This window comes from Pseudogulbenkiania sp. FW507-F1, from assembly GCF_058781125.1.
Genome location: NZ_JBYSWM010000013.1, coordinates 28,034 through 40,759, shown reverse-complemented (window position 1 = coordinate 40,759; position 12,726 = coordinate 28,034). Strand labels below are relative to the sequence as shown.

Below are 12,726 nucleotides of genomic sequence, written 5' to 3'. Positions count from 1 at the left end.
GGCAGGTATGAGGGGCCTGCCTCACGACCCTGTTTCAACCAACGAGGAAACCCATGTCTCACACCAAATTCATTGTGCGCAAGGTGGCCGTGCTCGGCGCCGGCGTCATGGGCGCGCAGATTGCCGCCCACCTGGTCAATGCCAAGGTGCCGACGGTCCTGTTCGACCTGCCGGCCAAGGAGGGGGACAAAAATGCCATTGCCCTCAAGGCCATTGACGGGTTGAAGAAGCTCAAGCCGTCGCCGCTGGCTGCGGCGGAACTGGCGCAGTACATCCAGCCGGCCAACTATGACGACGACCTGTCCCTGTTGAAAGACTGCGATCTGGTGATCGAGGCCATTGCCGAACGCATGGACTGGAAGGGGGATCTGTACCGCAAGGTAGCGCCGCATCTGGGGGCGCATACCATCTTCGCCACCAATACCTCCGGCTTGTCGATCAATGCCTTGGCGGCAAGTTGTCCGGAAGAAGTGCGTGCGCGCTTCTGCGGCGTGCATTTCTTCAATCCGCCGCGCTACATGCACCTGGTCGAAATCATCCCGTGCCTGGGTTCGGATGCGGCCATGCTCGACAACCTCGAGCGTTTCCTCGTCACCACGCTGGGCAAGGGGGTGGTGCGGGCCAAGGATACGCCGAACTTCGTCGCCAACCGCATCGGTGTGTTCTCGATGCTGGCCACCATCGCCAATGCCGAGAAATTCGGCATCCGCTTCGACGTGGTGGACGACCTGACCGGTCCGCGCCTGGGACGGCCGAAATCGGCCACGTTCCGCACCGCCGACGTGGTCGGTCTGGATACCTTTGCCCACGTGGTGAAGACCATGCAGGACACCCTGCCCAACGACCCGTGGCACCCCTTGTTCAAAGCGCCGGAATGGCTGCAGAAGTTGATCGCTGCGGGTGCGCTGGGCGCCAAGACCAAGGTCGGCATTTACAAGAAAGACGGCAAGAAGATGTTCGTGCTCGACCCGCTCAAGGGCGAGTACGTGGGCGCCGGCGAGAAGGGGGACGATGCCGTCAAGGACATCCTCAAGATCGCCGACCCGGCGGAGAAATTCCGCAAGCTGCGCACCAGCAGCCATCCGCAGGCGCAGTTCCTGTGGGCCTGCTTCCGCGACGTATTCCATTACATCGGCTTCCACTTGGGCGACATCGCCAACTGCGCGCGCGACGTGGACTTTGCCATTCGCTGGGGCTTCGGCTGGAGTGTCGGCCCATTCGAGACCTGGCAGGCGGCTGGCTGGCAGCAGGTGGCGCAGTGGATCGACGAGGAGGTCAAAGCCGGCAAGGCGCTGACTTCGGCCAACCTTCCGGCCTGGGTGCTGGAATCCGATCGCGCCGGCGTGCACTTTGCCCAAGGCTCGTACGATGCCGCCGGGGCGCGGCTGATTGGCCGCTCGACGCTGGACGTGTACCAGCGGCAGCTGGCGCCAGCCAAGCTGCTGGGTGAGGCAACGGCACCGTTGGGCGAGACGGTGTTCGAGAACGACGGCGTGCGTGCCTTCACGACCGGTGACGGCATCCTGGTGGTGTCGTTCAAGACCAAGGCGCACACCATCGGCCCGGACGTGCTGGAAGGGCTCAACCAGGCCATCGATATCGCCGAAGCCCGTTTCAAGGGCCTGGTGCTCTGGCAGACCGAAGAGCCGTTCTCGGCCGGGGCCGATCTGCAGTCGATGCTGCCGGCGTTCATGATGGGTGATTGGGACAGTATCGACGGCATCGTCAACCGCTTCCAGGCCACTTCCATGCGCCTGCGCTACAGCCAGATTCCGACCATTGCGGCAACCCAGGGCTACGCCTTCGGCGGCGGCTGCGAGTTCGTCATGCACTGCGACCGCGTGGTGGCCGCGCTGGAGTCGTACATCGGTCTGGTCGAGGTGGGTGTCGGCCTGCTGCCGGGCGGCGGCGGTTGCAAGGAGTTTGCCCTGCGGGCCTCCCAGGAGGCCAGGGGGGATGTGCTGGCGGCGCTGAAGGATTACTTCATGGCGATTGCCACCGCCAAAGTCGCCACCAGCGCGCTCGAGGCGCAAGAGATCGGCTTCCTCCGCAAGAGCGACTGCGTGGTGTTCAACGCCTACGAACTGCTCTATGTGGCCAAGCAGCAGGCGCTGGCCTTGGCCGAAGCGGGCTACCGTCCGCCGCTCAAGATCAAGCGTTTTGCGGTGGCCGGCCGGAGCGGTGCGGCGTCGATCAAGGGGCAACTGGTCAACATGCTGGAGGGGCACTTCATCAGCGAGCACGACTTTACCATCGCTTCGCTGATTGCCGACGTGATGACCGGCGGCGATCTCGAGGCCGGCACCGAAGTCGACGAACAATGGATTCTCGACCTGGAGCGCAAGGCCTTCATGAAGCTCTTGAAGAATTCCAAGACCCAGGATCGCATCGCCAATATGCTGACGACCGGCAAGCCGTTGCGCAACTGATCGCTTGGGAATAATCCTGCTGCGCGTGCCGATCGCCAAGCTGCGGTACTCGCTGTACCACTTGTACAGCTGCGTTCCTCACTTTGACCTCGGCCCGCTCACGACGGATTCTTCCTCAAGCTCGGACGGCAGCCAGAATACCGGCAGACTGGCAAGGTTGAGAGCTTGTCCAGTCTGCTCTCAGGAGAATTGCAAACATGGTTAAACAAGTACAGGAAGCTTACATCGTCGCGGTAACGCGCACCCCGGTCGGCAAGGCGCCGCGTGGCATGATGCGCCACGTCCGTCCGGACGACATGCTGGCTCACGTCATCACCGGCGCGCTGGCCCAGGTGCCGACGCTGGACCCGAACCGGATTTCCGACTGCGTGGTGGGCTGCGCCTTCCCGGAGGCCGAGCAGGGCCTGAACATGGCGCGCATCGGCGTGCTGCTGGCCGGCCTGCCGGACACCGTGGGCGGCATCACCGTCAACCGTTACTGCTCGTCCGGCATCAATGCGGTGCAGATCGCGGCCGACCGTATCCGCATGGGTGAGGCCGACGTGGTGATCGCCGCCGGTGCCGAGTCGATGTCGATGGTGCCGATGATGGGCAACAAGGTGTCGCTGAACCCGGCCATTTTCGCCAAGGACGAGAACTACGCCATCGCCTACGGCATGGGGCTGACCGCCGAGAAAGTGGCGCAGCAGTGGAATGTGTCGCGTGAGGACCAGGATGCCTTTGCGGTGGAGTCTCACCGCCGCGCCATCGCCGCGATTGACGGCGGCAAGTTCAAGAATGAAATTAGCCCGCTGGAAGTGACCTACCGTACGCCGAACCTGGAAACCGGCGAAGTGATCAGCAAGACCCGCATGCTGGACACCGACGAAGGACCGCGACGCGATACCTCGCCGGAAGGCCTGGCCAAGCTGAAAACGGTGTTCGACGCCAAGGGCTCGGTGACGGCGGGCAACAGCTCGCAGATGTCCGACGGTGCCGGCGCGGTGATCCTGGTATCGGAAAAGGTGCTGAAGGAATTCAACCTTACCCCGCTCGGCCGCTATGTGACGTTCGCGGTCAAGGGCGTGCCGCCGGCCATCATGGGGATCGGCCCGAAAGAGGCCATTCCGGCGGCTTGCCGCCAGGCTGGCATCGGGCAGGAGGAGCTCAAGTGGATCGAGCTGAACGAGGCGTTCGCCGCCCAGGCGCTGGCGGTCATCCGGGATCTCGAGCTGGATACGGTGCGTGTCAACCCGCACGGAGGTGCCATTGCGCTGGGCCACCCCCTGGGGGCGACCGGTGCCATCCGGACTGCGACGCTGGTTCATGGCATGCGTGACCAGGGGCTGAAAGGCTACGGCATGGTGACAATGTGCATCGGGACCGGCATGGGCGCGGCGGGTATCCTGGAAGTGTTCTGAGCCGCATGCACGCAAAGAAAAACGCCAGCACAAGGGGCTGGCGTTTTTTATTGAGACGATGGCTATTCGAGTTTGGCCAGCGTGTCGAAGTCGATGTGGGTGCACTCCTGCAACTCCTGGCTGGGGGATTTCAGCCGTATCTTGTAGGTCTTGCCCTGTGCGACCAGATGCAGTTCCCGTCCAGGTTCGGCGAGTGCCTTGGGAATCAGGAACCAGCGCTGGCTCTTGGTAGAGTTCAGCTGGGTGATGTAGAGAGCGCTGGCCGGGGTGCTGTCCGGGCTGTCGGGCTCGATCAGGGTGATGCCGGCGGGCTGGGTGCCGAGGATTTCCACACCGACCAGGGTGCCGTTCTTGTGGCGGGACAGGCGGCGAATGATGCCCAGGGCGTCCGAATGCGACAGCGAGCAGACCCGGATCAGTCGGCCCAGTGCCAGCTCGTCGACACTCTTGCCAAGGTAGGTCAGGCCCAATCCGGTGGCGCTGTAATCGGTAATGCGCCAATCGTCATTCTCGGGCGGGGCCGCGCGATCATCGTCCTGGACCTTGGTCAGGTAGGCGATGCGCTCGAAGCCGATGTCGACCGTGGCCGACTCCAGCTTGGGCGAGCGCTCGGCCTTGCGGTGGGATTTCCCGCCATCGTCGGACCAGCGCACCGCCAGTTTTTCGCAAATCGTTGACCAGTCCTTCTGGGTGAGTCCCAGCCCGAAATTGGCCAGCGCGGAGGGGAGGCGCTGGTCCAGATCGAACATCAGGTCGGCCAGCTTTTGGGTCACCTGTTCGGTGTTCCAGTAGCGGCAGTCCTTGCCGGCCATGCCGCGCAGCATGCGGCGGGGAGGTTCCGGCAAGGTCAGGTTGACGAGGAATACGGTGCGCTTCGGTTGCGGCTGAAAATCGAGTTTCAAGGGCTGACACAGGAGATTCAGCAGCCGGTCGGTCGCGAGGATTTCCGTCTGCTGCATATTGTCGGTCTGTGCCAAGTGCATCATGCAGGCGTGTATCAATACGGTTTCGCAACTGACTTCCCAGGGGTGGTCCTCGAACAGCCGCATCGGCGTGCGGGAAAAGTCATGCGCTTCCGCGTACTGGTAGAACCGGTAGGCCTGCTGCCACACCGTCGCCTCCGGCTTCAGGTAGCGCATGGCGCTCCAGGTGACGAGCTGCTTCTGGTAATTCAAGCCGCGCAGCGTTGCCAGGGCCAGCTCGTCGTCGAGCGACGAGCCGTTGGATTTCTCGGCCAGGCGCACGCAGATGTGATAGGCATTGGCCAGCTCGTGCCAGTAGGCGAGGATAGTCGGGAGGTAGTTCTTGCTGCCGGGCTTCTGATCCAGATAATCGTTACGCAGGCGGCGCTGGATGCTGTGGGCCTTTTCATCGATGTACAGCAGCGTGCGCACCCGCTCCTTCAGCGACATTTTGACGTCGGCGCTGATCTTGGCCACTGCCTTGATGATTTCGACGGTCGCAGTGAAGTATTCGGTTTGCGGCAGATCTCTGACAAGGACTGTAGCGGAAGGCAGGATGTCGCTTTCCGGGGAGTCTTTGCTCAGCAGGGAGCTGACTAGAGATTTGAAATCGAACATGAGGGTGACGCTTTATGAAATTTGAATGCCACTGCGTGGCAAGTTTACGCTAGTTTGCATTTGTCGTGAAAGCTGTTCCAAGCAATGGTAGCGGTTAAACTACCGTTGTGGACAGCGGCCGTGGCGGTTGGGGGCCAGCGCGGCCGGGTGACAGCTCAGGGCGTCCTTCATCGTCGGGGGTGGGGGCGGCCAACGGTGTCCCATAGGGTAACACGTTGGCCGAAGGTGGCCGAGGCCGGGGCGCTTCAACCGCGGAACAGCTGCTCCAGCGCCAGGCCTGGGTCTGGCTCGCGCATGAAGGCCTCGCCGACCAGGAAGCTGTGCACGCCGTGGTCGCGCATCAGTCGTACGTCTTCGGCGCTACGGATGCCGCTCTCGGTCACCGCGATGCGGTCTTCGCCGATACGTGGCAGCAGCTTCAGGGTGTTGTCGAGGCTGACCTCGAAGGTACGCAGGTTGCGGTTGTTGACGCCGATCAGCGGGGTGGCGAGTTGCAGCGCCAGTTCCAGCTCGGCCTCGTCGTGCACTTCCACCAGTACCGCCATGCCCAGCTCCAGTGCCAGCGCTTCAAAGGCTCGCATCTCGGACAGCGACAGCGCCGCGGCGATCAGCAGGATGCAGTCCGCGGCCATCGCGCGTGCTTCGTAGATCTGGTACTCGCCAACCATGAAGTCCTTGCGCAGCACCGGCAGTGCGCAGGCGGCACGGGCAGCCTGTAGATACTCGGCACTGCCCTGGAAGTATTGGCGGTCGGTCAGCACCGACAGGCAGGCCGCGCCGTGATCGGCGTAGCTTCTGGCGATGGCGGCGGGGTCGAAGTCGGCACGGATCACGCCCTTGCTCGGGCTGGCCTTTTTGGCTTCGGCGATGACGGCAGCCTTTCCTGCCGCATGCTTGGCGCGAATCGCGGCCACAAAGTCGCGGCGATCGTCCCGGCGCGCTTCGGCCTCGGCGCGGACGTCCGCAAGGGAACGGGTTTTCAGGCAGTCGGCCACTTCGATGTGCTTGGTGGCTATGATGGTCTTCAGGATGTCGGACATCGTGATGGCAATCTCTCGGTTAGGGCGTGGGACCGGCGGCGAGCTGTTGGTCGAAGTAGGCCAGCAGGCGCTTGGGCAGCCAGTCGAGCTGGCCGGGGAAGCGCCCGGTGGGAAAGCCGACGTGCCCCCCTTCTTCCGGCTGTTCCAGCGTCACCCAGCGGCTGGTGTCCTGCGGCAGGGGCAGGGCGCTGGGAGGAAGGAAGGGGTCGTTCTTGGCGTTCAGCACCAGGGTCGGGGTTTCGATCCGGCTCAGGAAGGGCTTGCTGCTGGCGCGGTCCCAGTAATCAAAGGCATCACGGTACCCATGTATTGGTGCCGTGACAAGGTTGTCGAATTCGCGGAAGGTCTTGGCGCGGTCCAGCTTGTAGGCGTCGAAGAGGCCGGGGTGGAGGGCAAGTTGCTCGCGCGCCTTGGGCTTGAGGGTGGCCATGAACATGCGGGTGTAGATCACCTTGCCGAGGCCGTGGTCAAGCTGTGCGCTGGCGGCGGCGAGGTCCACCGGAACCGAGATGGCGGCGGCGGCGAGCGGCAGGGCGCGGCGGCCATGCTCGCCCAGGTACTTCAACAGCATGTTGCCGCCGATCGAGACGCCGGCGGTGAGCACCACGGCGTGGCTTTCGGCCAACCTTTGCAGGATCCAGCCGATCTCGGCCGAATCGCCGGCGTGGTAGGCGCGGCGCAGGGTGTTGCTGATACCTCCGCAGCCGCGAAAGTGCGGCACGACGCCATGCCACCCGCGTGCCTGGACCTCCAGCATCAGCGCCTTCGCGTAATGGCTGTCGCTGTCGCCCTCCAGCCCATGGAACAGCACCACCAAGGGGGCGCCGCCATCACCGTCGATGCAGTCGACGGCGATCTCGCCCCCATCCGGCGTGCTCCATACTTCGCGCCGGTACGGCGGGCGCGGCAGATGGATGAACAGGGCCGGCCACACCGTCTGGGCGTGGCCACCCTTGAGCCAGAGGGGGGCCTGGTAGTGCATTACGGCACCGGTTTCTGCGCGGACTTCGGTCGGAAAGCCTTGACCACCGCCTCCTGCGTCTCTACGTAGGGGCCGCCGATCAGGTCGAGGCAGTAGGGGACGGCAGCAAAAATGCCCGGTACGATGACGCTACCTTCGCTGTCCCGCAGGCCCTCGAGCGTCTCCTTGATGGCCTTGGGCTGGCCCGGCAGGTTGAGGATCAGCGACTGCTTGCGAATCACCCCCACCTGGCGCGACAGGATGGCGGTCGGCACGAACTTCAAGCTGATCTGGCGCATCTGTTCGCCAAAGCCGGGCATCACGCGGTCCGCCACCGCCAGGGTCGCTTCGGGCGTGACGTCGCGCAGTGCCGGGCCGGTGCCGCCAGTAGTCAGGACCAGATGGCAGCCTTCGTCGTCGACCAGTGCGCGCAGCGTGGCTTCGATCACCGGCTGCTCATCCGGAATCAGCCGGGTCAGCGTAGTGAACGGGCTGCTCAGGGCGCTGGCGAACCACTCCTGCAGTGCCGGAATCCCCTTGTCCTCGTACACGCCCTGGCTGGCGCGGTCGGAGATGGAAACCAGGCCGATTTTCAGTGTCATTCTTCGTGTTCCTCGGTTTGCTGCCCGGTCGGCTTGCCCGGTTCCGGGATGATTTCCTTGAGCGCCTGGAACAGCAGCCGGAAGGATTTCGGCGGCTTGTTGTCCTGTTGTTCCTTGCGGGCGTTGCGGATCAGCGTGCGCAAGTACTGGGCGTCACTTTCAGGATAGTCCGCAATAAAGCTGGCGAGCATCTTGTCATCGCTCATCAGGCGCTCGCGCCAGCGCTCCAGGAGGTGCAGCCAGCCGGTATGTTCGGCCGATTCGCCGCGGATCACCGCCAGTTGCTGGCGGATCGGCTCGGGGTCGATATCGCGCATCAGCTTGCCGATGTATTGCTCCTGGCGGTTGCGTGCGCCATGGGAGGAGATGCGCTTGTATTCGCGAATGGCTTCCACCAGGTTTTCCGGCAGGGTCATCTGCTTGAGGCGGTCGTTGGAGAGTTGCAGCAATTCCTCACCCAACTCCTGCAGGGCGATCATTTCTTTCTTGCGGCGGGTTTTGCTGAATTCCTGATCCGCACTATCGTTCAAGTAATCGGTCATCGTTGTCGAGCTCTTCATATTTCAAGGCTGGTATGATACCGGAAAAGCCTAGACCGGCGGTTCTTGATCCGGCCGTCCGATAACAGTGAAAGAGTCTATGTCTGATACCACTTTCAGCTATACCCGCAGTCACCTCGAAAGCCTTGCCGCACAGGTGCTGGAACTGGCGCGCCAGCAGGGCGCAACCGCCTGCGAGGTGGACATTTCCGAAGGCACGGGGCAATCGGTGAGCGTCCGCCTCGGTGAGGTGGAAACCATCGAATACAATCAGGACAAGGGTGTCGATGTCACGGTGTATTTCGGCCAGAAAAAGGGCCACGCCAGCACCTCCGATTTCACCGCGACGGCCCTGGCCGATACGGTCGGCGCTGCCGTCAACATCGCCCGTTTCACCGCTGCGGACGATTGCGCCGGCCTGGCCGAGCCATCCTTGCTCGCCACCGACTTCCCCGATCTGGCGCTGTACCATCCGTGGGCCTTGCCGGTGGCCGAGGCGATCGAACTCGCGCGCGAGTGCGAGCAGGCGGCGCGGGCCGTGGATAGCCGCATCAGCAATTCGGAAGGCGCCACGGTCTCCACCCAGCAAAGCCAGTTCATCTATGCCAACAGCCATGGCTTTGTCGGGGGCTTCCCGTCGTCGCGCCACAGTCTGTCGGCGGCGGTGGTCGCAAGCGAAGGCGAGGCGATGCAGCGCGACTACTGGTACAGCGCCGCTCGCCACCGTGAGGATCTGGAGAGCGCAATGCAGGTCGGCGCCCGTGCCGGCGAGCGCACGGTACGTCGCCTCAATGCCCGCCGTATCGCGACGGGCCAGTATCCGGTGCTGTTCGAGGCGCCGGTGGCGGCGTCTCTGATCGGCCATCTGGTGTCCGCCATCAGTGGCGGTGCGCTCTATCGCAAATCGAGCTTCCTGCTCGACAGCCTCGGCAAACCGGTGTGCTCGCCTTGCGTGGTGATCGATGAAGATCCCTTCCTGCTGCGTGGCTTCGGCAGCAGCCCCTTCGACAGCGAGGGAGTGGAAACCTGCGCCCGCCGGCTGGTGGACAACGGCGTACTGAAGGGCTACATGCTCAGCAGCTATTCGGCGCGCAAGCTCGGCATGGAAACCACCGGTAATGCCGGCGGGCCGCACAATCTCATCGTGCATTCCACCGGCGACAGCTTCGACGATTTGCTGAGCAAGATGGGAACCGGGCTGCTGGTCACCGAATTGCTCGGTCACGGCGTGAATACGCTGACCGGCGATTACTCGCGGGGCGCCGCGGGCTTTTGGGTGGAGAACGGCGTTATTGCCCATGCCGTGGAGGAGATCACCATCGCCGGCAATCTGCGCGACATGCTCCGGCAGGTGGTGGGCATCGGCGACGACGTGCTGGTGCGCGGGGCCAAACACGTGGGCTCCATCCTGATCGAGTCAATGATGGTGGCAGGCCAGGGGGCATGACGCCGGCCGAGTGGCAGGCCGCTTGCGAAGGGTTGGCCGAAGCCGATCCGGTCATGGCCGGGCTGATCGCACGCTTTCCTGGCTCACGGCTGGTGACGCGCGGACAACCCTTCGAAACCTTGCTGCGGGCCATTGTCGGCCAGCAGATTTCGCTGAAGGCCGCCGACGCCATCTGGAGCCGGCTGTCGGCAATGGTCCGCTGCGACAGCCCGGACAGCATCCTGGCCGCGTCGGTCGATGCCCTGCGACAAGTCGGCCTGTCGGCGCGCAAGGCCGACTACGTGCAGGATTTGGCTCGGCATTTTGCCGATGGCCGTATCGACCCGCAGTCGTTCCCGGCGCTCGGCGACGAGGACATCATCCGGGAGCTGGTTGCCGTACGTGGCATCGGCCGCTGGACGGCGGAAATGTTCCTGATCTTCCATCTGGCGCGGCCCGATGTCTGGGCAATCGACGACATCGGCCTGCAGCGTGCGGTGTCCGGGCTGTATCTGGACGGGCTTCGGCCAACCCCCGCCGCTCTGCGCGAGCTGGGCGAGCGCTGGCGGCCATGGCGCAGCGTGGCCAGCTGGTACTTGTGGCGTCACGTCGAGCCGCTGGAAGTGGTGTATTGACGACTCCGGGATGGATGGTGAAGGCGAGACTCCTTATTTGAAGCATCCTGAAGAGGTGCCGCCATGTCGGGCAAATCCACTGTAGCGCTGATCCTGTCGGGAGGCGGGGCGCGTGCTGCCTATCAGGCCGGAGCCATGCTGGCCCTGTCCAAACTGCTGCCGGATCCTTCCCGCAATCCTTTTCCGATTATTTCCGGCACGTCTGCCGGTGCCGTGAATGCCGTGGCCATGGCTGCCGGCGCCACCGATTTTCGTCGTGCCGCAGGCTACCTGGCGCAGGTCTGGAAGCAGGTGCACATCGAGTACATCTACGACCCGAGTCTGGCCTACTTCCTCAAGACCTTCCTGCATTTTGGCGTCTCGGTGTTGAGCGGCGGGCGTATCTGGACCAATCCGCGCAGTTTTCTCGACAACTCCGCCCTGCGCGAACTGCTCTCCAGCGTCATGCAATTCGAAGGGATCGAGCAATCCATTCGTGCCGGCGCGTTGCGTGCGGTGGCGCTGACCGCTTCCTGCTACAGCTCGGGCATGTCGGAAACCTTTTTCCAGGGGGACGACAGCATCCAGCCCTGGTCGCGCTACCGGCGCGCCGGCGTGCGTGAGACACTTGGCGTCGATCACCTGATGGCCACCTCGGCTATCCCCCTGATCTTTCCCTCGGCCCAGGTCGGCAACCGTTACTACTGCGATGGCGCCGTCAGACAGATGGCGCCGTTGTCACCCGCGCTACACATGGGGGCAGAGAAGCTGTTCATAGTCGGGGTCGGGGGCCGCGACGTCGCTCAAGCCGAACGCCGGCAGGGTGGAGGAGGAGCCGCTCCGTCGCCGGCACAGATTTTCGGCCATCTGCTGGATAGCGTCTTTCTCGATAGCTTGTCATCCGACATGGAGCGTCTGCTCCGTATCAACCATACCGTTTCCCTGTTGCAGGCCTATCCCGAACTGGCCGAGCAGACCCCGCTGCGCCGGGTCGAGGCGTTTGTGCTGAACCCCAGTCGCTCTCTGGAGGAAATTGCCTATCGTCATAGCGGGCGATTCCCCCGGGTGATGCGTTTCGTCATGCAAGGGGCTGGGGCCACGCGCAAGCGCGGTAGCGTGCTGGCCAGCTATTTGTTGTTCGAACCCGAGTATTGCCGTGAACTGATCGCCTTGGGCTACAAGGACGTGCTCAATCAAAAGCAGGCGATCGGTGAATTTCTGGAACTTTGACCAGGTCGACAGTTCCGATAGCGTTTGTGTTTCTTTTTATGTAAAGGGTATGGAATGGGACTGAATAGTCGCCGAAGCATTTTTCTTCTGATCGCGCTGGCTTGCGCCGCGGCCATCGGTTTTGCCTTGTACGCTCAGCATGTCTGGGGTCTGCAGCCATGCCCGCTCTGTATCTTCCAGCGTGTCGGCGTGATGGCCGTGGGCGCCATTGCCCTGCTGGCGGCAATCCATAACCCTGGCCAGCTCGGTGGGCGGCTCTGGGCTGGCCTCGCGGCCATCGCGGCGCTGGGTGGGGGGGCTGTATCGGTGCGCCACGTCTGGCTGCAACACCTGCCGCCCGGCCAGGTCCCGTCCTGCGGTCCCGGCCTGGATTACATGCTGGAAACCATGCCGATGAGCAATGTACTGTCCAAGGTGCTCAAGGGCAGTGGCGAGTGTGCCTCGATCGACTGGACTTTCCTCGGCATGTCGATGCCGTTCTGGACCGGAGTGTTCTTTGCTCTGGTTCTGGTATTGTTGGCGAAGGCTTTCTTTACCAAGAAGTAAGCCTCGGAGGGGCTGGGCGATCGGTTTGATCGCCCAGCCAGAGGTTGAAAGTGTCTGGAAAACAAAAAAAGCAGCCTTCGGGCTGCTTTTTCTATTGTTGGCGGAGTGGACGGGACTCGAACCCGCGACCCCCGGCGTGACAGGCCGGTATTCTAACCAACTGAACTACCACTCCACACAAACTTGGTGGGCGTTGACGGAGTCGAACCGCCGACATTCTGCTTGTAAGGCAGACGCTCTACCAACTGAGCTAAACGCCCGAATTCTGGGTACTGCTTGTATTGTTGGCGGAGTGGACGGGACTCGAACCCGCGACCCCCGGCGTGACAGGCCGGTATTCTAACCAACTGAACTACCAC

General features: G+C 63.1%; 11 protein-coding genes and 2 tRNA genes. 6 read left to right on the top strand and 7 right to left on the bottom strand.

The features are described 5' to 3' along the window. Nucleotides 1–53 precede the first annotated feature (53 nt). Nucleotides 54–2,429, top strand: coding sequence for a 3-hydroxyacyl-CoA dehydrogenase/enoyl-CoA hydratase family protein (locus AC3WG5_RS10440; RefSeq protein WP_492568616.1), 2,376 nt, complete (start codon nucleotides 54–56; stop codon nucleotides 2,427–2,429). A gap of 197 nt (nucleotides 2,430–2,626) precedes the next feature. Continuing rightward, entirely contained in the window at nucleotides 2,627–3,829 is a 1,203-nt protein-coding gene (locus tag AC3WG5_RS10435; protein WP_482581091.1) for an acetyl-CoA C-acyltransferase, read from the top strand. Between the two features lie 62 nt (nucleotides 3,830–3,891). Here AC3WG5_RS10435 and AC3WG5_RS10430 read toward each other — a convergent pair whose 3' ends face one another. From AC3WG5_RS10430 to yjgA, 5 genes are all read right to left on the bottom strand, one after another. Continuing rightward, complete coding sequence (locus AC3WG5_RS10430) at nucleotides 3,892–5,409, bottom strand: cyclic-di-GMP receptor FimW-related protein (protein ID WP_492568615.1); 1,518 nt, start codon at nucleotides 5,407–5,409, stop codon at nucleotides 3,892–3,894. 245 nt (nucleotides 5,410–5,654) lie between these two features. Further along, the gene (gene trpC, locus AC3WG5_RS10425; RefSeq protein WP_492568614.1) at nucleotides 5,655–6,449 is read right to left on the bottom strand and encodes an indole-3-glycerol phosphate synthase TrpC; all 795 of its coding nucleotides are present in this window, start codon (nucleotides 6,447–6,449) and stop codon (nucleotides 5,655–5,657) included. Nucleotides 6,450–6,468: 19 nt separating this feature from the next. Beyond that, nucleotides 6,469–7,431 carry a YheT family hydrolase gene (locus AC3WG5_RS10420; RefSeq protein ID WP_492568613.1) on the bottom strand — a complete coding sequence of 321 codons (963 nt, stop codon included), beginning with the start codon at nucleotides 7,429–7,431 and terminating at the stop codon, nucleotides 6,469–6,471. After that, nucleotides 7,431–8,012: a molybdopterin adenylyltransferase gene (gene mog / locus AC3WG5_RS10415; protein ID WP_492568612.1), complete on the bottom strand. Its 582-nt coding sequence runs from the start codon at nucleotides 8,010–8,012 to the stop codon at nucleotides 7,431–7,433. The genes AC3WG5_RS10420 and mog overlap by 1 nt, the downstream gene beginning before the upstream one ends. After that, on the bottom strand, nucleotides 8,009–8,554 hold the full coding sequence (yjgA, locus tag AC3WG5_RS10410; protein ID WP_085277102.1) for a ribosome biogenesis factor YjgA: 546 nt from the start codon (nucleotides 8,552–8,554) through the stop codon (nucleotides 8,009–8,011). The genes mog and yjgA overlap by 4 nt, the downstream gene beginning before the upstream one ends. 97 nt (nucleotides 8,555–8,651) lie before the next feature. Here yjgA and pmbA point away from each other — a divergent pair, with 97 nt between their 5' ends. The 4 genes from pmbA to AC3WG5_RS10390 all read left to right on the top strand — a co-directional run bounded on the left by pmbA (nucleotide 8,652) and on the right by AC3WG5_RS10390 (nucleotide 12,367). Further along, nucleotides 8,652–9,998: a metalloprotease PmbA gene (gene pmbA / locus AC3WG5_RS10405; protein WP_492568611.1), complete on the top strand. Its 1,347-nt coding sequence runs from the start codon at nucleotides 8,652–8,654 to the stop codon at nucleotides 9,996–9,998. Continuing rightward, the gene (locus tag AC3WG5_RS10400; protein WP_492568610.1) at nucleotides 9,995–10,612 is read left to right on the top strand and encodes a DNA-3-methyladenine glycosylase family protein; all 618 of its coding nucleotides are present in this window, start codon (nucleotides 9,995–9,997) and stop codon (nucleotides 10,610–10,612) included. Before pmbA ends, AC3WG5_RS10400 begins: the two co-directional genes overlap by 4 nt. A gap of 63 nt (nucleotides 10,613–10,675) precedes the next feature. Beyond that, nucleotides 10,676–11,821, top strand: coding sequence for a patatin-like phospholipase family protein (locus AC3WG5_RS10395; RefSeq protein ID WP_482581099.1), 1,146 nt, complete (start codon nucleotides 10,676–10,678; stop codon nucleotides 11,819–11,821). Nucleotides 11,822–11,875: 54 nt separating this feature from the next. Continuing rightward, the gene (locus AC3WG5_RS10390) at nucleotides 11,876–12,367 is read left to right on the top strand and encodes a disulfide bond formation protein B (RefSeq protein ID WP_492568609.1); all 492 of its coding nucleotides are present in this window, start codon (nucleotides 11,876–11,878) and stop codon (nucleotides 12,365–12,367) included. 98 nt (nucleotides 12,368–12,465) lie between these two features. Here the strand turns inward: AC3WG5_RS10390 and AC3WG5_RS10385 are convergent. Further along, nucleotides 12,466–12,542 (bottom strand) — tRNA-Asp (locus AC3WG5_RS10385). Between the two features lie 9 nt (nucleotides 12,543–12,551). Continuing rightward, a tRNA-Val gene (locus tag AC3WG5_RS10380) sits at nucleotides 12,552–12,627 on the bottom strand. Nucleotides 12,628–12,726: the final 99 nt, after the last annotated feature.